Here is a 26,051-nt window from a genome sequence, read left to right on the forward strand (position 1 = left end):
GTAGAAGAAGAAAACGATTTAACTATATAATTATGAAAATATTAAAATTAGGAATAAGTACTTTGTTTGTTTTATTGTCAATTGCGGTTTTAGTAAATATTGTTTTTTTAAGTTCAGCGTTTTTTTTTGGTAAGGACTTATTTTATCAAAGCTATTCGAATTTAGAATTAATTCCAACTTCAGTAAAAGTCTTTTTAGCTTTAAAAATTTCAGCACTTTTAATTTTTGTCTATGCAGTTTTCCTTTTTATAAAGGAAATAAAACTTTTTTCTAATGGTCAGTTTTTTAATTCAAAATTAATCAAATGTTTTTCGCGATCAGGTTCACTATTTTTTATATCAGGTCTTTTAGGTTTCATCACCTCTTTTTCTATTTTCTTTATCGATATTAGATATTTTGCATATTTCCAGATAGATTCCAGAAGTTTATATGTTATGTTAATGATTATCGGTTTGTTTTTAATCATGTTTAGGCGAGTGTTAGAAAAAGGAACAAGAATTCAACAAGAAAACGACCTAACCATATAGTTATGCCAATAGTTGTAAACTTAGATGTAATGCTTGTTAAAAGAGGCATGAAAAGTAAAGACCTTGCCGAGATTATAGGAATAACTACGGCTAATTTGTCCATTCTAAAATCTGGTAAAGCGAAAGCTGTTAGGTTCTCAACCTTAGAAGCTATTTGTAAAGCATTAGATTGTCAGCCAAGTGATATTTTAGAATATGTTCAGGATTAAAAGACTCAAAAAATAGTACCTTGGGTTTCTAAAATTATTACATAATGCGAAGCCTAATTTTATTACTATCCTTTTTATGTTTAGTTAACTGTAAGCAAGAAACAACTTCTGAGGTAGAATCATCAAATGATGGATCTTCAACCTATACTATTTCATTTGAAAATGCTGCGCATCATGAAGCTGAAATCAGTGCTACTTTTAAAGGCTTAAAAACTGGTGAAGCAGAATTTAGAATGTCTAGAACCTCACCAGGACGTTATGCAATTCACGAATTTGCAAAAAATATATACAATGTAAAAGTTACAGATGGCAAAGGCAATCGTTTAGAAGCAACGCGTCCAGATCCATATTCTTGGACAGTGAAAGATCACGATGGTACGATAAACGTCAGTTATATATTGTATGCTAACCATGGAGATGGTACTTATGCTCAAGTTGATGAAACGCACGCACACCTTAATATGCCAGCCACATTTATGTATGCGCCAAGTCTGGCTGATAACAATATTGAAATTACATTTAAGCCACGCGAAGATTTAAATTGGAAAATAGCCACACAATTAAAACCATTAGAAGGGAATACCTATTTTGCGAGAGACCTTCAATATTTTATGGATAGCCCAACGGAGATCAGTAATCATATGCTGCGTGCATTTGAGGTAGATGACCAAGCCGTAAAATTTGCATTGCATCATAATGGTACGGAAGAAGAATTTGATCGTTATTTTGAGAATGTAAAAAAAGTGGTTCTACAACAAAAGACCATTTTTGGGGAATTACCAACATACGATTATGGTGAGTATATCTTTTTAGGCTGTTATATTCCAAATGCGACAGGAGATGGTATGGAACACAGAAATTCGACTATTGTAACGAGTACACGGAGTTTGGCAGATGCAGCAGATCGTAATTTAGGAACTGTTTCACATGAATTTTTTCATTGCTGGAACGTAGAGCGTATTAGACCACAAAGTTTAGAACCTTTTGATTTTGAAGAAGCCAACATGAGTGGAGAACTTTGGTTTGCTGAAGGTTTTACAAGTTATTACGACGATTTAACCTTAACCAGAGCAGGCCTCATAAAACCAGAGGATTATATAAAAGGATTAACAGGTACTTTTAATTACGTGTGGAATTCACCAGGACGAGAGTTTTTTAACCCTATTGAAATGAGTTACCAAGCACCATTTGTAGATGCGGCACGTTCTGTAGATGATGTAAATAGGAGTAATACTTTTATTTCCTATTATTCTTATGGAAGCATGTTAGGTCTGGCTTTAGATTTATCTCTCAGAGAACAAAACCTTAATCTAGACGATTACATGAAATTGGTCTGGACTACTTACGGAAAATTAGAAAAGTATTATACCATTGATGATTTGCACCAAACATTAAACAGTTATGCAGATACGGAATTTGGTGATAAATTTTTCAACAATTATATCTATAAAAGTGAAATGCCAGATTATGAAGCTTTGTTTAAAACTGTCGGAGTTGAATTAAAACAAAACACAGACAAGGCTGCTTTTAGTTTGCGTTTGAGAAATCAGGTTATTACCAGTAATCTTAAAATAGGATCTGCTGTTTATAAAGTAGGTTTAGAAAAAGGAGACAAATTGGTTAAAATTGGAGGTATAGAAATTAAGGAAACTTCAGATTTAAATAAGATTTTAGAAAATATAAAGCCTAATCAAACTATTGATATTATTTTTGAGAGATTCGGAAAATTACGTTCTATTAAAATGACATTAGACGCAGATACTTCTTATACTATTATGGGTTCAGAAAATTTGTCTGAAGCGGTTAAGATTAATCGCGACGATTGGTTAGGGGTTAAGTAATTTTTAATTTTAAAATTAACCTGTTGTACATTTTTATAACATTCGTCAATTCAAGTGAGTTTTTGTGCCTCAAAATCAATTGAGCAGACGTTTATTTTACTTTTGAATTCAACATTAATAGCGTGTTAAAGTTTAATTTTTAAGACTCGTTATAGTATAAAAACATAGCGGGTCTTTGTATTTTTATAGTCTATGTATGCTTTAGTAGATTGTAATAATTTTTATGCCTCTTGCGAGCGGGTTTTTAACCCGAATTTGCAAAACCAGCCTATTGCTATTTTAAGCAATAATGATGGTTGCGTGATTTCACGAAGTGATGAGGCAAAGGCTTTAAATCTACCAATGGGAGCTCCAATTTTTAAATGGGAAAGCTTCTGTAAAGTGAATAATATTAAGGTGCTTTCATCTAATTACCCATTATACGGAGACATGAGTAGTCGTGTGATGGAGATACTAAAACAGTTTACACCAGATCTTGAGGTTTATAGTATAGATGAAGCTTTTCTCCAATTTAAAGGTTTTAAAGATTACGACTTCGAAGACTATGGAAATCAGATGAGGTTGCGTATTCTTAAATGGACAGGCATTCCAACCTGTGTTGGTGTAGCTCCCACAAAAGCATTATGTAAAGTTGCTAATAAGATTGCACGTAAGTTTCCTAAAGAAACTAAAGGAGTCTATGTTATAGATTCTGAAGTTTCAAGAATTAAAGCTTTAAAATGGATGAAGTTAGAAGGTGTTTGGGGAATTGGCAGAGCATTACAAAAACGATTAAAAGCAAAAGGCTGTAAAACAGCTTATGATTTTACGCAGTTGTCAGATGATTGGGTCCGTAAGACGCTTTCGATTACAGAATGGAAACTTAAAAAGGATTTAGAAGGAGTTTCTAAAATTCTCTTAGATGAGCCTACAACAAAACGCTCTATCGCAACAACTAGGAGTTTTGATTATACTTATGAAGATATTAATTATATAAAAGAACGTATTTCTACTTTTGCGACAAGCTGTGCTGAGAAATTACGTAAACAAGGTTCTAGTTGCCACATGGTTATTGTAACGTTAAGTAGTGATAAGCACAAAAAAGGTTTAGAGCAGCATAGAGGCAGTACTATGGTGAGTTTCCCATATCCTACAGATTCATCTTTATTAATTAGTACGCAAGCAGTAAATGCTGTAAAATCGATTTATAAAACAGGAATTAAATATAAAAGGGCAGGAGTTATTGTTACTGGTATAGTACCAACTGATAATTATCAGTTAAATTTGTTTAATAAAGAAGATCCTAAGCATAAGCCTTTAATGTCTGCAATAGATACTATAAATAAAAAATATAAAGGGCACAAAATAAAATTAGGAAATCAAGATTTAGATCGCACTTGGAAAATGCGACAAGAGCGATTATCTCCAAGATATACCACTAATATTAACGATATTATTACTGTAAAATGACAACAAAAACATCTGGTAGTTTAACTTTTTTTGTTCCAGAAGCTATTGAAGGAGCAGGGACTAATTTTTTTGATACAGGAATCTCAGCAGGTTTTCCTTCTCCAGCAGATGATTTTAAAGAACAGCGTTTGTCTTTAGATGATGAGCTAGTAAAAAATAAGGAAGCTACGTTCTATGCAAAAGTGAGTGGGCAATCTATGATTGGAGCTGGTTTAGACGATAATGATTTATTGGTTATAGACAGAAGTTTAGAACCTGAAAATAACAAAATAGCAGTATGTTTCTTAGATGGGGAGTTTACTGTAAAGCGATTAAGAGTTTCTAAAGACGAGGTATGGCTTCAGCCAGAAAACCCAGATTATCCACTTATAAAAATAACGGAAGACAACGATTTTGTTATTTGGGGAATAGTAACAAATGTTATTAAGAAAGTATAGAAAAACAAAAAACGCGAAGTATAAGCTTCGCGTTTTTTTATATAGTGATTGAAAATCAATTAGTCAGCCAAAATAATTAGCTTATTATCTTTCATCTCAATAGTACCAGAATTGATGCTAACAGTTAAAACGTTATCATCATCATTATGAGGAACAACTTTTGCATGCAATTCATCAAATACCAAATGACTCTGTGTGTGTGTGTGAATTTTTATAGTACCAGATTTTAAAATTGATACAACAGGTGCGTGATTATTTAACATTTGAAACTCACCATTAATACCTGGAACAGCTACAGAATCTACTTCTGAACTAAATAAAGTTGCTTCGGGTGATACAATTTCTAAGTACATAATTCTGAAATTTTTAGATTAAGCTTCAGCAAGCATTTTCTCTCCGGCTTCAATAGCTTCTTCAATAGAACCTTTAAGGTTAAATGCAGCCTCTGGTAAGTGATCTAATTCACCATCCATAATCATAGTAAAACCTTTAATAGTTTCTTTAATATCTACTAAAACACCTTTAAGCCCTGTAAATTGTTCAGCTACATGAAAGGGTTGAGATAAGAAACGTTGTACACGTCTTGCGCGACCTACTGCCATTTTATCTTCTTCAGATAATTCCTCCATACCAAGGATGGCAATAATATCTTGTAATTCTTTATAGCGTTGTAAAAGTTCTTTTACACGTTGTGCACAGTTGTAATGCTCATCGCCTAAAATATCAGCTGTTAAAATACGTGATGTAGAATCTAATGGATCTACCGCTGGGTAAATACCTAGCTCAGCAATCTTACGAGATAATACGGTTGTTGCATCTAAGTGAGCAAACGTTGTCGCCGGAGCAGGATCTGTTAAATCATCTGCGGGTACATATACCGCTTGTACTGATGTAATAGAACCTCTTTTTGTTGACGTAATACGCTCTTGCATCGCACCCATTTCGGTTGCTAATGTAGGTTGGTAACCTACCGCAGAAGGCATACGACCTAATAATGCAGATACTTCAGAACCAGCTTGTGTAAAACGGAAAATATTATCTACGAAAAATAATACATCTTTTCCTTGTCCCTCACCAGCTCCATCACGGAAATATTCTGCTATAGTTAATCCTGAGAGTGCTACACGAGCACGAGCTCCAGGAGGCTCATTCATTTGTCCGAATACGAAAGTTGCTTTAGATTCTTTCATGATTGATTTATCAACCTTTTGAAGATCCCATCCGCCTTCCTCCATTGAATGCATAAAGTCATCACCATATTTGATAATTCCTGACTCTAACATTTCACGAAGTAAATCATTTCCTTCACGTGTTCTTTCACCAACACCTGCAAATACAGAAAGACCACCGTGACCTTTTGCAATATTGTTAATCAACTCCTGAATTAATACTGTTTTACCTACACCAGCACCACCAAATAAACCAATTTTACCACCTTTTGCGTAAGGCTCAATTAAATCGATAACTTTAATACCAGTAAATAAAACTTCAGTAGACGTTGATAAATCTTCGAATCTTGGAGCTTGTCTGTGAATCGGCAAACCCGCATCACCAGCCTTAGGTAAATCACCTAATCCATCAATAGCATCACCAATTACATTAAAAAGGCGTCCGTAAACATCCTCGCCAATTGGCATTTGTATTGGCGCACCAGTTGCGTGCACTTCTGTTCCTCTACTTAAACCATCAGAAGAATCCATAGCAATAGTACGTACAGTATCTTCACCAATGTGAGATTGTACTTCTAATACTAATTTAGAACCATCTTGATTGTTAATTTCTAACGAATCATAAATCTTTGGTAGCTCTGAACCAGCAGCGAATTCTACATCGATAACTGGGCCTACGATCTGTGCAACTTTACCTGTAACTTTTGACATTACTCTTATGTTTTTGTTTTGCAATAATTTACATCTGAAAAACAGCTAACTTATTTAAGTTAAGTACGCTAGTTTTTCGCGATGCAAAGATATAATTTTATTTAAAAAATAAGTCTTTTTAGAGGGCTTTTTTGCATAAAAAAAGTGCACTCAATTTGAATGCACTTTTTATAATATGTAATGTTATAATTTTATTGTAACAGTGGTGAGTAGTTCGTTGGAAAATCTCCAATGTCTACTAAATTACCTGAAGCTTCAAAATTAGAACCATATGCAGCATCTATAGCTTTCATAATTTCATTTGCAACTAATCCATAGCCTCTTGAGGTAGGATGAACACCATCTAATGATACAGCTCCTCCTAATACTAGATTAGTTGTTAGTGTAAAATTTCCATCTGTATATCCAGTAGAAGCCATCTGTTGAAATATTGAATTAGCATCCATAAACCCAAATCCAGCAGCAGCGGCAGCAGCTTGTATTGTGGCATTGTAACCACTAATAGCTGTAGATATTTCAGTAATTTCATCACTATCTAGAGCATCTCCATCATCAATACCATTAACAGCGCTAATAACTAAAGCGCCTTGCTGAGGTGTTATTGTACCACCAGTTTGAAGTATGCCTAGTACTTGAAGCACTTCATTAGATAATACAACTGAGCCATAACCTTGAGCTAATGCACCTTGATCTATAGGTAAAAGTAACAATTCATCTTCAGTCATTTGTCTAAAGCCTAATGGGTTTGATGCGCTCGGCGGCACATCGATTAAGAACCTATTAGGACCTTCATTGAATGTTAGAGCATATTGAGAAGCTAAAGCTAATGCATCATTAGGTGGTACACCTTGCGCTATTAAACCTTGAGCAAAAATACCAGTTACTGCCTGAAAAAAGCCTGTAAGGCTAGCGGCTGAGGTAGCATCTAATGCTAACGCGTTATTTGGTACTGTTGTAAAATAAGGAAGATCCGTAACATTAGGAATGTTAGCCATTACACCTTGAACACCTCCAAGTGCTGACATTATTTGCGCGATTGCACCATCAAATACTGGTTGTGGTGTTGGGGCCCCAGACGAAGCTCCTCCTGTAGCATAACCCAAGACATCATTAGCACCTATCCATAAAGTTACAAATGAGGGAGATTGTGCCATCGCTAATTCCATTATGGAAGCATCTGGTGTTGCTCCAGTCATTCTAATAAAATACGGATTAGCTAAACCTGCAGATAAATTAGCAATATTGCCATACCCAGGTGCTAGTAAATGAAAACTAGCAGCACCTGGAACACCCATATTATTAAAGGGACCTGTTGGGTTATTTAGTGCTATGTCTGTAGTCACAGTTACGGGTCCAATAACTGATTCTAAAGGTGTCGGAGGACCTCCAAGAGTGACAAATCTAGGTTCAGCAATTCTAGTTCCACCTAGAGCTAAACCACCAAAATTATCATTTACCAAGGGTTGTGTGAATAAACCACCACCTAAGAGTGCCATTTTATTCGCAAGAATACTTGGAAACGAATTTTGCTGTGCTGCTAAAAATACTGTACCATCAGAAAATCCAGCGGTTAATGAATTACCTAAAGAAACATAAGAAGAGAAATCTGCCGTGCCAGCAGTTAATTCTGGTAAAGGCGCACTATCTTCAATACCTTGGTTTCTAAGTTCATCAAGTTCTTCATTCTCACATGAGAACATTACTGTTGCAAGTAATGATAGTCCTATATATTTAATATTTTTCATTGTCAATTTTATTATAAGTTATTGATAGTCAAAGACAGATAGTACATAGATCCAATAAATCCTGTTCCAAAAGCCGTAAAGTACTCATCAGCCAAAAGATTAGTAGCTCCAAGTTTAATTGTAGACTTTAAACTTGGGATAGTATAATTAATCTGTGCATCTAACACATTAAATGCAGGGATTTCTCCGTCACCAAAAGATGCTTCCCAAAAGTAATTATCGCTCCAACGCCATGCTACATTAAACCCAAAGTTTGTAAATAATTCAGTTTTTCCAAAACCAACCTTAACTTTATGCTCAGGAGTATTAAAACTAGTCCTAAAATCTGGATTTTCAGCAACATCGAAATCTAAGCGTGACCACGTGTAATTAGCACTTAAATCGAAACCATCAAATACTTTTGTAGAGACACCTATAGCAGCTCCATATGAGTTAACCGTCTGATCAGTGTTTGTATAGGTTTGGTAAGCTTGAAAATCATCATTGCTTAATGCTGCTAAAATTTGCTGTGTATCTGGATTTAAACCTGCAACAGATGCTGGATTATTTGGATCATAACCGGTTAAATCAAAATTTGAAACATCTCCGTACAATGGGGCTACTACTTGTTCATTCGCAAGAAAATTGGTGTAATTGTTGAAATAAACAGAGCCATCTATAATAAAGTTATCGATCTTACCTCTATAACCAAATTCGAAAGAGCTCACCTGTTCTGGTACTACTAAACTAGAATTACCAATAAAATTACTACCATTAGATGCAGGGTCGTGTGTTGATAAACCATCTGCAATTGAAGCACCAAGAGAGTTATTATAAGCTGCTGACGCTGCTTGGGTTATTGTTCCTGCTTGACCAAGGTTATTTTGTGCAAACTGACTAACACTGTAATCTCTTACATAGCGGTCACCGTTATCTGCTGCGCCTCCAATTAAAGTACCAAGGGCTGTTTCTAGACCTATATATAAGGATTGTGTGTCAGGGTTTCTGAAACCAGTTTGAAAAGAGGCTCTAAAATTATGGTTGTCATTAACAGTGACACCAGCAGAAATTCTTGGAGAAAAGAAAGCATCAAACAATTCTGCTTTATCGTATCTGATAGATCCAGTTAATTTAAGTTCTAAGTTTTCATTTAAATCAAGTGAACGTTGTAATTGAGTGTAAATACCAAGTTCTGAATAGTCAATTGGTCCATCCGCATCGGTGTAAATAGTTCCAAATGAGTTTAATCTGTACGTTCTGTAAGAACCACCCACTTGTATTTCTGCAAATCCTATCTTATCACCAAAGTTATAGTTTGCATCACCATGATAAATTTTAGAATTGTCTCTAATTGCAGAACCAGTTAAAAAACTAGTCTCACTTGTTACTTTATCAAAAGCTTGTTGAAATTCTGGTGTACCAGGTTCAAGTCTTCCTACTTCTGCAGTTTGTCTAGCAGCTGAATGAGCTTGGTCGGCTGTAGCACCACCAAGTGTTTGTCCGATAAATTCACCAACGTATTGTCCAAACCAAACATTATGAGCTTTCCAAGATTGCAGTAAGTTAGGACCTGCGACATCCATAATATAGGTATCTCCTGCTTTATCAGAAGTAATATAACCTCTTACAAAAAAGTCATCATTCCTTATTTCTAGCTTATGTTGTTGTAATGAAAAATTATCTATTCTGTAGCGTTGAGCTCCTTGATATACGGTAGATCCTGTACCTACTTTACCCACATATTGAATTTCGAAGTCATCTTCCCATGGGCGAAAATATAATCCCCAATCCGCTTTTACGCTTTCAGCATCATAATCTGTTAGTTCCCTTTCCTCATATCCAGTTCTACTTACATCTACAGATGGTATTAAAGCAGAAGATCCGGCTGGTGCTAAACCTATAGCTTCTAATTGTAGAGCAACATCTCTAATATTTGCAGAAACATTATCACCATAGACATTCACACCATCATAATTAATATTAGATTCACGTGTTCCTCCTTGCATGTCTTTGTCATCGAGGTTTGTAGCGAACCAATCCGTACCTTCTAAATAACTAAAGTTAACTTTGGCTGCAAACTTATTATTAAATTTATAAGCCATCCTTATTCCTATGTCTGTGAAATCGTTAGTACCAGCAGCTTCTTGAGAAGTTACACCACGTTTTACATAAGCACTAATACCTTGGACGTCAAAAGGACTTTTACTACGCATAAATAGAATACCATTAAAGGCATTTGCTCCATAAAGAGCAGAAGATGCTCCAGGCAACAGCTCTACACTATTAACGTCAGTTTCAATCATACCTAATAAATTTCCTAAGGGAAAATTTAGTGCTGGCGCTGAGTTATCCATACCGTCAACCAATTGCATAAAGCGAGTATTGGCAAAAGAAGCAAAACCTCTTGTATTAATAGACTTAAAGGTTAAACTGTTAACATTAATGTCAACCCCTTTTAAGTTTTCTAAACCACCATAAAAATCGGCAGATGCCGTGTTTTTAATTTGTTTTATTCCAAATCGTTCCACAGTTACTGGCGATTCAAAAATTCGCTCAGGTGTTCTGGATGCAGAAATTACGATTTCGTCAAGTGCGTTACCTTCAACTAAAGTAACGTTAACTGTTTGATTGTTTGCTGTGATTTCAATGGTTTGTGTTTCAAAACCAGTGTAACTAACACGTATAGAAAAAGGAGGTTCTTGATCTATTGTGAGTGTGTAATTACCATCAAAATCTGAAATAGTACCTGATGAGGTACCTACTACAACAATATTTGATCCAGGTAAAGGTAGCCCAGTATTGTCAATAATTTTACCTTTTATTGTGGTCTGAGCAAAGGATGCCACGCAAAAAAGCATTGTAAAAAGCTTTAAGGTTGTCTTCATTTTAGAGAATTAGTTAATTATTTGTTAAGCAATTTAAATAAATATATGAAAAGCAAGTAATAAATTCTCATAAAATTATGCGTGCATAGGTTATTTTAAAAAAAACAGGTCTTTAAATTGTAAGATTCACAATTTAAAGACCTGTTAAATAATAATTTTATAATGCTAAGTTAGCTACTCAACTGTAACTGATTTTGCTAAATTTCTAGGCTGATCTACATTCTTATCTAACATAACTGCTATATGGTATGATAATAATTGTAATGGAATTGTAGTTAACAAAGGTGTAAGACATTCTATGGTCTCTGGCACTTCAATAACATGGTCTGCTAATTCTTTTACACTTGTATCTCCTTTTGTAACAATACCTATAATCTTACCTTTTCGAGATTTGATTTCTTGAATATTACTTACAACTTTTTCGTAATGCCCTTTTTTGGTAGCAATTACGACAACTGGCATCTGCTCATCAATTAATGCTATAGGGCCATGTTTCATTTCTGCGGCAGGATAACCTTCTGCATGTATATAAGAAATCTCTTTTAACTTTAATGCACCTTCTAAGGCTACAGGGAAATTAAACCCACGACCTAAATACAAGAAATTAGTAGAATCTTTATATATGTCAGCTACAGTTTTTACATAAGCGTCAGATTGTAATGCTTCTTCAACTTTACCTGGAATCGTTTCAAGTTCTATTAGATGATGTCTGAAATCTGAACTAGACATCGTGCCTTTTGCTCTAGCTAATCGTAATGCCATTAATGTTAATACAGTAATCTGTGTTGTAAATGCTTTCGTTGATGCTACACCAATTTCTGGGCCAGCATGTGTATAAGCACCAGCATGAGTTTCTCTTGCTATTGTTGAGCCTACGACATTACACACACCAAATACAAATGCTCCTTTAGATTTTGCTAATTTAATAGCTGCAAGTGTATCTGCAGTTTCACCAGATTGAGAAATAGCAATAACTACATCTTTTTCTGTAATAACAGGATTTCTGTATCTAAATTCTGAAGCATATTCAACCTCAACAGGAATTCTTGCTAAATCTTCAAAAATATACTCTGCCACTAAGCCAGCATGCCAAGATGTACCACAGGCTACAATTATAATACGGTCTGCAGCTAAGAACTTTTTCATATTATCCTCAACACCTGCCATTTTTATAATCGCTTCATTACTTAGTAATCGACCTCTAAATGTATCTAAAATAGCGCTAGGCTGTTCATAGATTTCTTTTAGCATAAAGTGATCATAACCACCTTTTTCAATTTGTTCTAAATTAAGTTGAAGTTCTTGTACATAAGGATCAACTAAGGCATCTCCCTTTATCTTTCTAACTTTAATATCTTTTCCTCTTCTAATAATAGCCATTTCTTCATCTTCAAGATATATGGCGTTTTTAGTGTATTCAATAAAAGGCGAAGCGTCACTGGCTATGAAAAACTCGTCTTCACCTACACCTATAGCCAATGGACTACCAAGTTTTGCTACAACAATTTCGTTTGGTTTGTTTTTATCGAACACAGCAATAGCATAAGCTCCAACAACTTGATTTAAGGCAATTTGTACCGCTTTACCAAGTTTAATATTTTCATTTTTCTTTACATCTTCAATTAGGTTTACCAATACTTCAGTATCAGTATCTGAATGAAATGTGTAACCACGTTTTATTAATTCTTTTCTTAAAGAATCATAATTTTCAATAATTCCATTATGGATAATTACTAAGTTACCTGAGTTAGAATAATGAGGGTGGGAATTCACATCGTTTGGAACTCCGTGAGTTGCCCAACGTGTATGACCTATACCAAGTGTACCTTCGGTTGAAATTTCGCTTTCTAATCTTTCTTTTAGATCAGAAACTTTTCCTTTAGTTTTAGATAGTTTTATCTTTTTACCATCGTATAATGCAATACCAGCACTATCGTAGCCTCTATACTCTAATCTTTGAAGTCCTTTGATTATTATAGGATAAGCATCGCGATGCCCAATATATCCAACAATTCCACACATAGGTTAATTTTTAGTTGTTTTCTTCTGTGTAATATATTTCTAAATACACTTTCTTACTCTCATCTCCGGTATTATTACCATGCAATACTGTACCTCTCGGTGAAATAATAGAACTTACAGGTGTAGTTACATCAGGGCCATTTAATAATACTTCCCTTTGTGCCAAGAACTCCTCTAAATTGACATTGATTGTAAGTGATAATCCTAAATTAACATTAGTAGAATCTCTTAGTAGAAGATTATTAATGTGTTCAGTAATTTTCATTTTATATTTAATGCCTTTTCCATTTGGCTCATCATCAACACGTTGAAGGGTTCCGAGATGGTTTATTATTGAAAACGAAGGTATACTATTGTTAAGGCCATCTAGAAAATAATCTACTAAAGGTGACTTATTATCTACATCATACAAAAAGAGGCGATTTGGCTCTTCTAATTCTCCTGCGTTTAGAGTTTCAATAAAGTCTTGATCGACATAAAAAACAAGATTGGCTTCATTTACTAAGCGCTTTGCTTTTACGAATTTGCCATCAGTATCTGTTTCAACAAAATCGTTTTTCCAAGTTTCAAATGTATTAACCGTGTCATCATCTTCATCTAAATCTTCACCATTAAAAAGCTTAATATTAGCTAAAGATCCTTCACCTCCCTTTAAATAGATCCTCTCATCACCATTTATTTCATCTCCTTCATCTAAAGGTAATGTAAAGTCATTTTCGAAGAAATTAACTCTGTTTTGACCAAAATTGAAAGTATAAATAGCTTCCTCTCTTAGATCTTCAGCATCAGTTGTTAAGGTAGTTAATCGAGTATAGTAAATTGTTATATTTGAGTTTTGTGCTCCTACATTTAATATTAAGAAACTACCCGAATCAGCTTCTGGCGTTATTTTAAAGTAAAGACCTCTGAAATATTCAGCGAAATTATTATTACTACTCAGGGCCGTTGTACCAGCTTGGTCTATAATATTATCTTTCCAAAACGTAGGTTCTAATAAAACTCTTATGCCTGGAGGTTGTCTAAATAATACTTGAGGATCCTCATCTTCATCTTCATCATTGTCTGGTTCTGTTAAAATATAACCTTCATTATTAATTAATACGGTGTTATTAATAGGAACTAAACTTTCAGAAATTTCATCATATTCAACAAAGGTTAGTTCTTCTCCTTCTAAAATAGCCTCTGAGATAGTTTCAGTTTCTGAAGCAGATTTATTAGAAAAATAAGACTGTGTATCGCTAAAAGCTCCATTAGGATCAAAATTTCGGATTATATAGTTGCTTCGGAAGATTCTTAAATTCATAGGATCATTGCCTATTACAGAATCTAACTCATAAGTTACATTACTATCTTCGTCTACATCTATTACTCTATTAAAAAAGGGCAAAGTTAAGACTACAGAATCAATTTCTATTTCTTCACCAAAATCAGGATCGAAAGAAGAAGTTGTTAACTGAGTTAAAAGTTGAGATGTAGTTCTGCCATAAATATCATCAAATATTCCTAACGTATTTAGTCCTAGGTTATTAGTTTGAACAGGACCTAGTGGTTTAGTATGGGTGATGATGTCGTATGTTTCTGAAGATATGTTAAAATTTGTAGCATTATCTTCATTGATAACATCAGAGTCTAAAGTTGCAAAATCTTTATCACAAGCAATAAAACTTAAAACAATTAAAGCAAAGGATATTATCTGCAGGGCAAACTTATTTTTTTTCATAGGTTATATTAACTGTTAAGTACAGTATTTGTATAAAACTCTGTGTAAGGATCTGCAAATTCTTCTATGGAATAAAAATCTAAAACAGGCTTTGTTAATTCACTAATATAGGTGTCGATCTCCTCTGGTAATTCTTCTGAACCTCTTATAATAGCATCAGAATTGTCTATAGCAATCTTCATAAGGTTATTATAATTTGGCTTTTCTAAAAGTTTTATTACCTCAGCATCTAAACCATCAAAAGTTACTTTCTTAATCATGTTTTTATCTAACGTACCTTCAAAGCTTTGATTGTATACAGACGTAACTATTTTACTTTCGGTAAATAAAGGCTCGTTTTTGTAAAATTCTTTTAAATAGAGTGGTAGTAAAGATGCTAGCCATCCATTAACATGAATAATATCTGGTGCCCAATTTAATTTCTTAACAGTTTCTATAACTCCTTTTGCAAAGAATATAGCGCGCTCATCATTGTCTGGGAACAAGTTACCATCTTCGTCAGTTAATGTGGCTTTACGCTTAAAGTACTCTTCATTATCTATAAAGTAAACCTGAATTCGTTCTTTTGGAATAGAAGCAACTTTTATAATCAAAGGCATGTCTAAATCATTGATAACTAGGTTTATACCAGAAAGTCTAATCACTTCATGTAATTGGTGTCTTCTTTCGTTAATATTACCAAATCGTGGCATAAATATACGTATCTGACCTCCTTGTTTGTTTACCATTCTTGGTGCTTCAAAGGACATTGAAGAAATCTCAGTTTCTGGTAAATATGGTACAACTTCCGAGGACACATACAATATTCGCTTATCTTTCATATATGGATTGCTTTTGAAAATTACAAGTAAAAAACATGCAAAATTACAAAAATTTATGCAGATTGCAGGTATTATATTATGTTTGCAAGCGTTAATTTTTTGTTATTACATTGAAGATTTTTTATAATAAAATAAAACTATCGGTTCATATACAAGCTTTAAGGGCCAAAGGGCATTCTGTTGGATTTGTCCCAACAATGGGAGCGCTTCATAATGGTCATTTGTCATTGGTTAATGAAGGGTTAGAAAAAAACGAGGTGATTGTTGTTAGCGTCTTTGTTAATCCAACCCAGTTTGATAACGATGAGGACTTGGTTAAATACCCTCGAACTTTAGATAATGATGTTGCTCTTTTAACAAGTGTGAGTAAAACAGCTATTATTGTTTATGCGCCTACTGTTGAGGATATTTATGAAGATAAGATTGAATCACAAACATTTAAGTTTGGTGGTTTAGAGCACGAAATGGAAGGAGCCTTTAGAGAAGGTCACTTTGATGGTGTAGGCACCATTGTAAAACGATTATTTGAGATTGTCAAACCAGATTATGCATATTTTGGTGAAAAGGATTTTCAGCAATTACAAATAATTAGAAAACTTGTTGAGTTATACCAAATACCTGTCGAGATTATAGGCTGTGCTATTTATAGGGCAGATGATGGATTGGCTATGAGTTCTAGAAATACGAGACTGACAAAAGAACATAGAGCTATTGCACCTTTTATTTATAAAACGCTAAAAACTGCCAAAATTAAGTTTGGCACAAAAAGTGCTAAAAATGTAGCGGAATGGGTTGAGAAGCAATTTAAAAAAGAGCCACTTTTAGAATTGGAATATATTATAATCGCAGACACTAGAACCTTAAAACCAGTAAAACGAAAATCAACAAAAAAGACATATAGAGCCTTTATAGCAGTTTATGCAGGTGATGTAAGACTTATAGACAATATCGCTTTAAATTAATTATCTTTGTAGCATGCAAATTCAAGTCGTAAAATCTAAGATTCATCGTGTAAAAGTTACTGGTGCAGAGCTTAACTATATTGGTAGTATTACTATCGATGAAGACCTAATGGAGGCTGCTAATATTATACAGGGAGAAAAAGTTCAGATTGTAAATAATGACAATGGTGAGCGATTGGAAACCTACTGCATTCCTGGGCCAAGAAATAGTGGTGAGATTACTTTAAACGGAGCAGCTGCACGCAAAGTAGCTGTTGGTGATACATTAATCTTAATCACTTATGCTTTTATGGAAATTGAAGAGGCTAAAGTATTTAAGCCGTCATTAGTATTTCCAGATGAAGCAACCAACTTATTAACATAGATAATTGAGTTCATCTAAATCCATCCTAAAAGTTCTTTTACCCTTACTCTTAGGTGTAGTATTAGTTTGGTATTCACTTTCGCAAATATCTATTCCTAAATTAATACAGTACTTTAAAGATGCTAACTATTTTTGGATAATTTTAGGGGTTAGTTTAGGGATTTTGAGTCATATCTCAAGAGCTTACCGATGGTTATTTATGGCAGAACCTTTGGGCTATAAACCTAAATTTGCCAATAGTTTTATGGCCGTATATTCGGCCTATTTAATCAATCTCACAATACCTAGAGCAGGTGAAGTCGCAAGAGCCTCTATTTTAACTAATTACGAAGGAATTCCTTTTGATAAGGGCTTTGGTACTATAGTAGCAGAACGTTTAGCTGATACTATTATGTTGCTCTTAATAGTAGCTTTAGCATTTTTTTTAGAATTTGAATTTATCTCAAATTTTTTCTTAGATAAATTTAATCCAATCACATTAATACTAGTAGGTGTTATCCTTATTATTTGCGCATTAGTAGTTTATCTTTTTATAATGAACAGTGCTTCTAAATTTGCCTTAAAGATTAGAACTTTTGTTAAAGGTTTAATTGAAGGTGCGCTTAGTATTTTTAAGATGAAAAAGAAATGGGCTTTTATAGGCCATACTTTATTTATTTGGGTGATGTATGTGTTAATGTTTTATATCACAACCTTTGCTTTACCAGAATTACAAAATATTTCAGTAGCAGCTGTTTTAATAGGTTTTATTCTAGCCAGTTTTAGTATTGCGGCAACAAATGGAGGTATTGGTTCTTTTCCTGAGGCTATAGTCATTGCGTTTTTACTTTTTAGTATGCCAGAAGATGCAAGTAGAGCATTTGGGTGGATTATGTGGTCAACACAAACACTTGTCATAATTATTTTAGGGGGCTTATCCCTTATTTATCTTCCAATCTTTAATAGAAAGAAAGTGTAAGTATTAAAATATTTTTTACTTTGCTTTAAATTAATCACTACTATAATGAAGAAATTTTCCCCACTTGTTATTCTATTATTTATAGTTTCAAATCTTAATGCTCAGGCCATTTATAAGACTTTAGAATCTAGTATTCTTGGATCTAAACGCGAATTAAAAATTCAGCTACCTAGAAATTATGATCCAGAAGCGAAACGTAGCTATCCTTTGGTTTTGGTTTTAGATGGGGATTATCTTTTTGAGCCAGTAGCAGGTAATATTGATTATCAGGCCTATTGGGAAGATATTCCAGATTGTATTATCGTTGGTGTTAATCAAGATAAAACTAGAGATGTTGATTTTTTCTATGACAATGAAACATTTTTTCCGGTAGATGGTGGTGCGGATTTTTATGAATTTCTAGCTCAAGATGTATTACCATATATGGAAGACAATTATGGGGTTTCAAATTATAAAATGATTGTTGGTCATGATTTGGGAGCAAACTTTGCTAATTACTTTTTATTTAAAGACAAGCCTATTTTTAGAGCCTATGTTGCGTTAAGTCCAGATTTTGCCCCAGAAATGGTTAATAGATTACAAGAAAGATTACAAACTTTAAAACAAGAAACCTTCTATTATTTGGCTACGGCAGATGCAGATATAAGAGTATTAAAAACTGCAATTGTAGAAGCAGATAATAAATTTAAAACCATTGAAAATTCAAAGTTGCATTACAAGTTCAATAATTTTGAAGACGCTAATCACTATTCATTAGTAGGTCAAGGTATACCGAAAGCATTAAACGAAATCTTTGCACTTTACAAGCCAATAAATGGTAAAGAATATAATGAGAAGGTATTAACTTTTGAAGGTTCGCCCTATGATTATTTAATTAAGAAATATGAGGATATAGAATATTTTTATGGATTTAAAAAACCATTAATAGAAAATGATATTAGAGCAATTGCAGCAGCTTGTAATAAGAAAGATGATCTAGAATCTCTCGAAAAGCTCGCAAAAACTATTAAAAAGAAATTTCCAGGCTCAATGCTTGGAGCTTATTATATGGGTATGTATCATGAGAAAGAAGGAAATTTGAAGAAAGCATTATTACGCTACAAATCCGGTCTCTCGTTAGATCCTTCACAATATATTGATAAAGAAATAATGTTAGAAAAAATGTATGAAATACAAGACGCTATGAAAAATTAGTGCATTTCATCGAAAAAAATTGACTTTTTAACGATAATTGAGTATGTTTGATTGCCTAAATTAAACCTACTTAACTTATGAAAAAAACTATCCTAATAGTTTTACTGTTTTTTTTATCTATTCCTATAATTGCTCAAATTAGGTATGACGAAATAAATTCACCTAATCTTAATGTCGCACGTCAATTAAAGATTAAACTTCCGAAAAATTACGACCCATCTTCAGAATTAAAACATCCATTAATTATAGTTTTTGATGGGGATTATTTATTTGAACCTGTTGCAGGTCAAGTAGATTTTCAAACTTATTTTGATGATATGCCTGGTTCAATTGTAGTGGGTATTGTACAAGGTGACGAGCGTTATTATGATGGGTATTGTGACGAAGTAACTGGCTTACCAAAGGAAGGTGGCTTGCGTTTTCATAATTTTATCTCAGATGAGTTAATACCTTATTTAGATAATAATTATAACACGAGTAAGTTTAGAGTTGCGGTTGGACACGATTTAATGGGCAACTTTATTAATTCGTATTTATTTAAAGAAGATCCGCTTTTTCAAGCATATGTATCAATAAGTCCTGATTTGTCTGGTACAGTTAAAGACTATCTAGGTAAGCGCTTAGAATCTTTTAGAGATGATATATTCTATTACATGGCGACATCAGATAAAGACATGCCAGGTATTAGAGCATCAGTTTTGACTGCTAATTCTCAAATTTCAGAAGTGAAAAATCAATTTTTAACCTATTATTTTGATGACTTCAAAAATGAAACACATTACACGTTAGTGACGAGTGCAATATCTAGATCATTTGACAAAATTTTTGAACTTTATAAACCACTTCGCGAAAAAGAATTAGAAGAAAAGGTTTTACCATATGAGGGAACTTTAGACGATTACTTGGTAGATCGTTACGATAGAATTCAAAAATTATTTGGCATCAAAAAAGAAATAACCGAAGAGGAATTTGAAAAAGTAGTAAAAGTTGCAGAACAACGAGAAGATTTAGAATCGCTAGAGAAAATAGGAAAACTAGCAAAAAAATTAAATCCAGAATCTTTATTAGGCACCTATTATTTAGCACAATACGCAGAGAAGATTGGCAAAACAAAAAAAGCAAAAAAATTATATGAATCGGCATTAACATTAAACGATGTTAGCCATATCAATAGAGATTTTATATTTTCTAAAATAGATGAACTCACGGTGGTAGACACTGATGAAGAAGGAGAGGAGGACAACGATGAAGACAACTAAGAAAAAAACCATTTCTACAGACTACTTCTTTGAGTCTCTTTATAGAAAAATAAAGTCGTTTTTATTTTCTAATTTGTCTTCAAAACTGGCAACTTTAAAAGTCTTAACAATCTTTAGTTGGTTTAAAGACATCAACTAAAATTATCTTAATTTAGCTGTTCTAATTTTAGATTTCCGTTACAAGGAGAATAAATATGGCTAAAGTAAAAACAACCTTTTTTTGTCAAAATTGTGGCAGTCAATACGCTAAATGGCAAGGGCAATGTACGTCTTGCAAAGAGTGGAATACCGTTACGGAAGAAGTCATTCAAAAACCAGAAAAGAGCGATTGGAAATTACCTTCATCTACGACAAAACGTGTTTCAAAGCCACTAAAAATAAATGAAATAGACATGTCTCAAGAAGCACGTTTAGATATGCAAGATGCAGAATTTAATCGTGTATTAGGAGGTGGAATGGTTCATGGATCGTTAACCTTGTTAGGAGGCGAACCTGGTATTGGTAAGAGTACACTTTTACTTCAAATTGCTTTAAAGTTAGAATACAAAACACTTTATGTTTCTGGAGAAGAAAGCCAAAAACAAATAAAAATGAGAGCAGAACGTATTAATTCTAATTCAAACAATTGTTACATTCTAACAGAAACAAAAACACAAAATATCTTTAAACAAATTGAAGCTTTAGAGCCAGATATTGTGGTCATAGATTCTATTCAAACCTTACATAGTGATTATATTGAGTCATCTCCAGGAAGTATTTCGCAGATTAAAGAATGTACAACCGAACTCATAAAATTCGCAAAAGAAACAGCAACACCTGTTTTGTTGATTGGACATATTACCAAAGACGGTAACATCGCTGGTCCAAAAATTTTGGAACACATGGTAGATACTGTTCTTCAATTTGAAGGCGACCGAAATCATGTGTTTAGGATTTTGCGTGCCAATAAAAACCGATTTGGTTCAACCAATGAATTAGGTATTTACGAAATGCAAGGGTCAGGTTTACGTGAGGTTAGTAATCCGTCTGAAATTTTAATTTCAGAAAAAGATGGCGAATTATCGGGTAATGCGGTTGCTGCAACTCTAGAAGGCATGAGGCCATTAATGATAGAAGTTCAAGCTTTGGTGAGTACTGCAGTTTATGGTACACCACAACGTTCGGCAACTGGCTTTAATGCCAAACGACTAAATATGCTTTTAGCTGTTTTAGAAAAACGGGCAGGTTTCCGTTTGGGAGCTAAAGATGTATTTTTAAATATTACTGGCGGTATAACCGTAGACGATCCGGCCATAGATTTGGCAGTTGTGGCATCTATATTGTCCTCTAATGAAGATGTAGCAATACCAAGCGCGTATTGCTTTGCCGCAGAAGTTGGTTTATCTGGTGAAATAAGACCAGTACAACGTGTGGAACAACGTATTCTTGAAGCTGAAAAACTAGGCTTCTCCACTATTTTTGTTTCCAAATACAACAAAATAGCACTTAAAAATACAATAATTAAAATTCAATTGATTTCAAAAATCGAGGATCTAGTCGAGTTTTTGGTTTAAAATAGATTGTACAATTTAACTTTGAAGAGATAAAAAAGTTATCACTCAATAACCCTATCAGCTAATAATCCTAAATAAATGAAGAATCCAAGTTTTGAATTTCTAACATCAAAATTTGATATTTCGTTAGAAACCTTTTTAATTCTTAAAGATTTAGCTTCAAAGAAAGATTTAAAAAAAGGTGAAGCTATGGTTAAGCAAGGTGTTAAAAGCAATAAAATAGCTTTTCTAACGTCTGGATTAATGAGAGCATACGCGAAGTTAGAATCTGGTAAAGAAATTACAAAGAATATTTTTTCGCCCATTAGTTTTCTTGGTGCATTTTCTTCAATAGTTAATGATGAGCCATCTCAATTGAGTTATGAAGCTTTAGTAGATTCTCGGGTTTATGAAGTTGATTTCGAAGAATTTATTAAAATATCAAAAACAAATATTGCAATAAGTAATCTATATAACAGAGTTTTAGAATATGTCTTTGTTATTTACGAAAATAAACAACTCGAAAACATGTCACTTAATGCTACTGATCGGTATCTATCCTTAAAGAAAAGTATACCTAATATTGATAATCTGATACCTCAATATCAAATAGCTTCTTATCTGAATATATCACCAGTTCAATTAAGTAGAATCAGAAAATCTTTACGTTGATTTTAATCTATGTTAATTTTTACTCTGATTATTCAAGCTAAATTTGCAACAAGATTAATTTTTTAACAAGATTATTTTAATACCTATAACAAAAAAAGCAAATGGTTTCCATTTGCTTTTTTTTATGATATAAACTGTCCTTTGGGTATAAATTCTTAATTTCGCAACACTATAAGAATTTTGATAATATGAGTACAAAGTTCCCTGAATATAAAGGACTTAACTTGTCTAAGGTTGCAGATGAAATCGGTAGCTATTGGCAAGAAAATAACATCTTTGACAAAAGTGTAACCACTAGAGAAGGAAAACCACCTTATGTATTTTTTGAAGGACCTCCTTCGGCAAACGGCTTACCTGGTGTTCATCACGTTTTAGCACGAGCTATTAAGGATATATTTCCACGTTACAAAACCATGAAAGGTTTTCAAGTAAAACGAAAAGCAGGTTGGGATACACATGGCTTACCAGTTGAGCTTGGTGTAGAGAAGGAGCTTGGTATTACTAAAGTAGATATTGGTACAAAAATAACAGTAGAAGAATATAACGAAGCTTGTAAAAAAGCGGTAATGCGTTATACTGACATCTGGAATGATCTTACACAGAAAATGGGATATTGGGTAGATATGGATGATCCATACGTTACCTATAAATCTAAATACATGGAAAGTGTTTGGTGGTTACTCAAACAGATTTACGAAAAAGATTTAATATACAAAGGCTATACCATTCAGCCTTATTCGCCAAAAGCAGGTACAGGTTTAAGTTCGCACGAACTCAATCAGCCAGGAACATACCAAGATGTAACCGATACAACAGTTGTAGCGCAGTTTAAGGCAAATGAAGAATCATTACCAGACTTTTTACAAAACGAGGGTGACATTTACTTCTTAGCTTGGACCACGACTCCTTGGACACTTCCTAGTAATACAGCATTAACTGTTGGGCCAAGGATTGACTATGTTTTAGTTGAGACCTATAATCAATACACATTCAAACCTATGAATGTTGTTTTGGCTAAGAATTTAGTCGGAAAACAGTTCGATGGCAAATTCAAACAAGTTGAGACAAAACCAGAATTAATAGATTACAAAGAAGGCGACAAAAAGATTCCTTTTTATGTGGTTAAAGAATTTGTTGGAAAGGATTTAGTAGGCATCACCTACGAGCAATTATTACCGTATGCTTTACCAAACGACAATCCACAAGACGCATTCAGAGTAATTTCAGGAGACTTTGTAACGATTGAAGATGGTACAGGAATCGTACACACAGCACCAACTTTTGGTGCAGACGATGCTATAGTAGCAAAACAAGCATCACCAGAGATTCCACCACTTTTAGTAAAAGACGACAATGGTAACTTAGTACCCTTAGTAGATTTACAAGGTAAGTTTAGACCAGAACTAGGTGAATTTGCAGGTAAGTATGTAAAGAATGAATATTACAATGATGGTGAAGCACCAGAACGCTCAATAGACGTTGAGCTTGCCATTAAGTTAAAAATAGAAAACAAAGCCTTTAAGGTCGAAAAATATAAGCACAGTTATCCGAACTGCTGGAGAACAGATAAGCCAATTTTATACTACCCGTTAGATTCTTGGTTTATTAAAATAACTGATGTAAAAGGTAGAATGCACGAGTTGAATACAACCATTAACTGGAAACCAAAATCAACTGGTGAAGGTCGTTTTGGTAATTGGTTAGCAAATGCAAACGACTGGAATTTGTCACGATCACGTTTTTGGGGAATCCCATTACCAATCTGGAGAACAGAAGACGGAAAAGAACAAATTTGTATTGGTTCTGTTGCAGAATTGAAATCTGAAATGGCAAAGTCAATTGAAGCAGGTATTCTATCTGAAGATATTTTTGCGGAATTCGAAGTTGGTAATATGTCTGAAGCAAACTACGAAACCATCGATTTACACAAAAATGTCGTTGATAAGATTGTACTGGTATCACCTTCAGGTCAACCTATGAATCGTGAAAGTGATTTAATAGATGTTTGGTTCGATTCTGGTTCTATGCCTTATGCACAATGGCACTATCCTTTTGAGAATAAAAACTTAATCGATAATAAAGAAGCATTTCCTGCAGATTTTATCGCAGAAGGTGTAGACCAAACACGTGGATGGTTTTATACACTTCACGCTATCGGAACCATAGTTTTCGATTCTGTAGCTTATAAAAACGTAGTTTCAAACGGACTGGTTTTAGATAAAAATGGACAAAAAATGTCTAAACGTTTAGGTAACGCGGCAGACCCATTTGAAACGTTATCTAAATACGGAGCTGATGCTACGCGTTGGTATATGATTAGTAATGCCAATCCTTGGGATAACTTAAAGTTTGACAGCGAAGGAATTGCTGAGGTAAGTCGTAAATTCTTCGGAACATTATATAATACCTATTCATTCTTCACATTGTATACAAATATCGATGGTTTCGATTATAGTGAAGCTGATATTGTGTTAGAAGAACGACCAGAAATTGACCGTTGGATTTTATCTGAATTAAACACATTAATTCAGAAAGTTGATAAATTCTATGAAGAATACGAACCAACAAAAGCCGCACGAGCAATTTCAGATTTTACACAAGATTATTTAAGTAATTGGTACGTGCGCTTAAGCAGAAGACGTTTCTGGAAAGGCGATTACCAAACCGATAAAATTTCAGCATACCAAACACTTTATACGTGTATGGAAACTATAGCTAAGCTTGGTGCACCTATTGCACCCTTCTTTATGGATCGTTTGTATTTAGATTTAAATTCGGTAACCAATAAAGAGACTTTTGAAAGTATTCACTTAGCAGATTTCCCAAAAGCAGATACAAATGCTATAGACACCGTTTTAGAACGAAAAATGGAGAGTGCGCAGACAATATGCTCATTAGTATTGTCGTTGAGGGCTAAGGAGAAAATTAAAGTGAGACAACCATTGCAGAAGATTATGATTCCTGTTGATAATAAACAACAGAAAGAAGAAATTGAAGCGGTTGCAGACTTAATTAAACACGAAGTAAACATAAAAGAAATTGAGCTTTTACAAGACGCTTCTGATATACTAGTAAAACAGATTAAACCGAATTTTAAAACTTTAGGGCCTAAGTTTGGAAAAGATATGAAGCTGATTGCTAGTGCAGTAAATGCCTTTAGCGCAGACAATATTAAAAATATTGAGCAAAATGGTAATATGGACGTTGACATTAACGGAAAAAATATTACTTTAGGATTAGAAGATGTGGAGATTACATCTCAAGATATTGAAGGATGGCTTGTGGCTAACGAAGGTCCATTAACAGTGGCTTTAGATGTTACAATCAGTGAAGAATTGCGTAAAGAAGGTATTGCTCGCGAGCTCGTAAATCGCATTCAAAATCTACGTAAAGATTCAGGATTTGATGTTACTGACAGAATTGACGTACAACTTCAAGATAATCCTCATGTTGCTGAAGCAATTGCTTCAAATGAAGCTTACATTAAATCTGAAACATTAACTGAGGATTTAAAAATTATGGACACTGTAAACGATGGTATAGAAATTTCTTTTGATGAGGTAAGTACTAAATTGTTTATTAAAAAACACTAAAA

General features: G+C 33.7%; 20 protein-coding genes. 13 read left to right on the top strand and 7 right to left on the bottom strand.

Going from position 1 to position 26,051, the window contains the following annotated elements:
* The 5 genes from B2U95_RS16050 to B2U95_RS16070 form a co-directional block, all read left to right on the top strand.
* The coding region (locus B2U95_RS16050; RefSeq protein WP_296317944.1) for a DUF2975 domain-containing protein at positions 1–527 on the top strand (527 nt) is incomplete at its 5' end.
* Between the two features lie 2 nt (positions 528–529).
* Complete coding sequence (locus B2U95_RS16055) at positions 530–736, top strand: helix-turn-helix domain-containing protein (RefSeq protein WP_296317945.1); 207 nt, start codon at positions 530–532, stop codon at positions 734–736.
* Between the two features lie 44 nt (positions 737–780).
* Positions 781–2,577 carry a M61 family metallopeptidase gene (locus B2U95_RS16060; RefSeq protein WP_296317946.1) on the top strand — a complete coding sequence of 599 codons (1,797 nt, stop codon included), beginning with the start codon at positions 781–783 and terminating at the stop codon, positions 2,575–2,577.
* 192 nt (positions 2,578–2,769) lie between these two features.
* Positions 2,770–4,026 carry a Y-family DNA polymerase gene (locus tag B2U95_RS16065; protein WP_296317947.1) on the top strand — a complete coding sequence of 419 codons (1,257 nt, stop codon included), beginning with the start codon at positions 2,770–2,772 and terminating at the stop codon, positions 4,024–4,026.
* A complete protein-coding gene (locus B2U95_RS16070) occupies positions 4,023–4,463 on the top strand; it encodes a LexA family protein (RefSeq protein ID WP_296317950.1) in 441 nt (146 codons plus the stop codon). Before B2U95_RS16065 ends, B2U95_RS16070 begins: the two co-directional genes overlap by 4 nt.
* Before the next feature lie 59 nt (positions 4,464–4,522).
* On the opposite strand, the gene B2U95_RS16075 is transcribed toward B2U95_RS16070, so the two are convergent.
* The 7 genes from B2U95_RS16075 to B2U95_RS16105 form a co-directional block, all read right to left on the bottom strand.
* A complete protein-coding gene (locus tag B2U95_RS16075; RefSeq protein ID WP_296317952.1) occupies positions 4,523–4,816 on the bottom strand; it encodes a F0F1 ATP synthase subunit epsilon in 294 nt (97 codons plus the stop codon).
* Positions 4,817–4,834: 18 nt separating this feature from the next.
* Positions 4,835–6,343: a F0F1 ATP synthase subunit beta gene (gene atpD, locus B2U95_RS16080; protein ID WP_296317954.1), complete on the bottom strand. Its 1,509-nt coding sequence runs from the start codon at positions 6,341–6,343 to the stop codon at positions 4,835–4,837.
* 191 nt (positions 6,344–6,534) lie between these two features.
* Entirely contained in the window at positions 6,535–8,088 is a 1,554-nt protein-coding gene (locus B2U95_RS16085; protein ID WP_296317956.1) for a G-D-S-L family lipolytic protein, read from the bottom strand.
* 11 nt (positions 8,089–8,099) lie between these two features.
* Complete coding sequence (locus tag B2U95_RS16090) at positions 8,100–10,952, bottom strand: TonB-dependent receptor domain-containing protein (protein WP_296317957.1); 2,853 nt, start codon at positions 10,950–10,952, stop codon at positions 8,100–8,102.
* 174 nt (positions 10,953–11,126) lie between these two features.
* The gene (glmS, locus tag B2U95_RS16095; RefSeq protein ID WP_296317958.1) at positions 11,127–12,974 is read right to left on the bottom strand and encodes a glutamine--fructose-6-phosphate transaminase (isomerizing); all 1,848 of its coding nucleotides are present in this window, start codon (positions 12,972–12,974) and stop codon (positions 11,127–11,129) included.
* A gap of 10 nt (positions 12,975–12,984) precedes the next feature.
* A complete protein-coding gene (locus tag B2U95_RS16100) occupies positions 12,985–14,694 on the bottom strand; it encodes a DUF4270 domain-containing protein (protein ID WP_296317959.1) in 1,710 nt (569 codons plus the stop codon).
* Positions 14,695–14,702: 8 nt separating this feature from the next.
* Positions 14,703–15,515 carry a glycogen/starch synthase gene (locus B2U95_RS16105; protein WP_296317961.1) on the bottom strand — a complete coding sequence of 271 codons (813 nt, stop codon included), beginning with the start codon at positions 15,513–15,515 and terminating at the stop codon, positions 14,703–14,705.
* 110 nt (positions 15,516–15,625) lie between these two features.
* Here B2U95_RS16105 and panC point away from each other — a divergent pair, with 110 nt between their 5' ends.
* The 8 genes from panC (at position 15,626) to ileS (ending at position 26,049) form a co-directional block, all read left to right on the top strand.
* Positions 15,626–16,477, top strand: coding sequence for a pantoate--beta-alanine ligase (panC, locus tag B2U95_RS16110; RefSeq protein WP_296317962.1), 852 nt, complete (start codon positions 15,626–15,628; stop codon positions 16,475–16,477).
* A gap of 13 nt (positions 16,478–16,490) precedes the next feature.
* A complete protein-coding gene (gene panD / locus B2U95_RS16115; RefSeq protein WP_296317965.1) occupies positions 16,491–16,841 on the top strand; it encodes an aspartate 1-decarboxylase in 351 nt (116 codons plus the stop codon).
* A gap of 4 nt (positions 16,842–16,845) precedes the next feature.
* On the top strand, positions 16,846–17,799 hold the full coding sequence (locus B2U95_RS16120; protein ID WP_296317967.1) for a lysylphosphatidylglycerol synthase transmembrane domain-containing protein: 954 nt from the start codon (positions 16,846–16,848) through the stop codon (positions 17,797–17,799).
* Between the two features lie 45 nt (positions 17,800–17,844).
* Positions 17,845–18,993: an alpha/beta hydrolase gene (locus B2U95_RS16125; protein ID WP_296317969.1), complete on the top strand. Its 1,149-nt coding sequence runs from the start codon at positions 17,845–17,847 to the stop codon at positions 18,991–18,993.
* Between the two features lie 77 nt (positions 18,994–19,070).
* On the top strand, positions 19,071–20,252 hold the full coding sequence (locus tag B2U95_RS16130) for an alpha/beta hydrolase (RefSeq protein WP_296317971.1): 1,182 nt from the start codon (positions 19,071–19,073) through the stop codon (positions 20,250–20,252).
* Positions 20,253–20,446: 194 nt separating this feature from the next.
* Positions 20,447–21,805: a DNA repair protein RadA gene (gene radA, locus B2U95_RS16135; RefSeq protein WP_296317972.1), complete on the top strand. Its 1,359-nt coding sequence runs from the start codon at positions 20,447–20,449 to the stop codon at positions 21,803–21,805.
* Positions 21,806–21,883: 78 nt separating this feature from the next.
* Positions 21,884–22,456 carry a Crp/Fnr family transcriptional regulator gene (locus B2U95_RS16140; protein WP_296317973.1) on the top strand — a complete coding sequence of 191 codons (573 nt, stop codon included), beginning with the start codon at positions 21,884–21,886 and terminating at the stop codon, positions 22,454–22,456.
* Positions 22,457–22,644: 188 nt separating this feature from the next.
* Entirely contained in the window at positions 22,645–26,049 is a 3,405-nt protein-coding gene (ileS, locus tag B2U95_RS16145) for an isoleucine--tRNA ligase (RefSeq protein ID WP_296317975.1), read from the top strand.
* Positions 26,050–26,051: the final 2 nt, after the last annotated feature.

Origin of the sequence: Winogradskyella sp. UBA3174, from assembly GCF_002364335.1 — a bacterium.
Classification (GTDB): domain Bacteria; phylum Bacteroidota; class Bacteroidia; order Flavobacteriales; family Flavobacteriaceae; genus Winogradskyella.

What these genes read in the sequence shown, in the direction of transcription:
- B2U95_RS16140 (WP_296317973.1), top strand. Translation starts at nt 21,884, where the DNA reads ATGAAGAATCCAAGTTTTGAATTTCTAACATCAAAATTTGATATTTCG.
- glmS (WP_296317958.1), bottom strand. Translation starts at nt 12,974, where the DNA reads ATGTGTGGAATTGTTGGATATATTGGGCATCGCGATGCTTATCCTATA.
- B2U95_RS16070 (WP_296317950.1), top strand. Translation starts at nt 4,023, where the DNA reads ATGACAACAAAAACATCTGGTAGTTTAACTTTTTTTGTTCCAGAAGCT.
- B2U95_RS16100 (WP_296317959.1), bottom strand. Translation starts at nt 14,694, where the DNA reads ATGAAAAAAAATAAGTTTGCCCTGCAGATAATATCCTTTGCTTTAATT.
- B2U95_RS16105 (WP_296317961.1), bottom strand. Translation starts at nt 15,515, where the DNA reads ATGAAAGATAAGCGAATATTGTATGTGTCCTCGGAAGTTGTACCATAT.
- B2U95_RS16055 (WP_296317945.1), top strand. Translation starts at nt 530, where the DNA reads ATGCCAATAGTTGTAAACTTAGATGTAATGCTTGTTAAAAGAGGCATG.
- atpD (WP_296317954.1), bottom strand. Translation starts at nt 6,343, where the DNA reads ATGTCAAAAGTTACAGGTAAAGTTGCACAGATCGTAGGCCCAGTTATC.
- panD (WP_296317965.1), top strand. Translation starts at nt 16,491, where the DNA reads ATGCAAATTCAAGTCGTAAAATCTAAGATTCATCGTGTAAAAGTTACT.
- B2U95_RS16065 (WP_296317947.1), top strand. Translation starts at nt 2,770, where the DNA reads ATGTATGCTTTAGTAGATTGTAATAATTTTTATGCCTCTTGCGAGCGG.
- B2U95_RS16075 (WP_296317952.1), bottom strand. Translation starts at nt 4,816, where the DNA reads ATGTACTTAGAAATTGTATCACCCGAAGCAACTTTATTTAGTTCAGAA.
- B2U95_RS16090 (WP_296317957.1), bottom strand. Translation starts at nt 10,952, where the DNA reads ATGAAGACAACCTTAAAGCTTTTTACAATGCTTTTTTGCGTGGCATCC.
- B2U95_RS16085 (WP_296317956.1), bottom strand. Translation starts at nt 8,088, where the DNA reads ATGAAAAATATTAAATATATAGGACTATCATTACTTGCAACAGTAATG.
- ileS (WP_296317975.1), top strand. Translation starts at nt 22,645, where the DNA reads ATGAGTACAAAGTTCCCTGAATATAAAGGACTTAACTTGTCTAAGGTT.
- B2U95_RS16130 (WP_296317971.1), top strand. Translation starts at nt 19,071, where the DNA reads ATGAAAAAAACTATCCTAATAGTTTTACTGTTTTTTTTATCTATTCCT.
- B2U95_RS16125 (WP_296317969.1), top strand. Translation starts at nt 17,845, where the DNA reads ATGAAGAAATTTTCCCCACTTGTTATTCTATTATTTATAGTTTCAAAT.
- radA (WP_296317972.1), top strand. Translation starts at nt 20,447, where the DNA reads ATGGCTAAAGTAAAAACAACCTTTTTTTGTCAAAATTGTGGCAGTCAA.
- B2U95_RS16060 (WP_296317946.1), top strand. Translation starts at nt 781, where the DNA reads ATGCGAAGCCTAATTTTATTACTATCCTTTTTATGTTTAGTTAACTGT.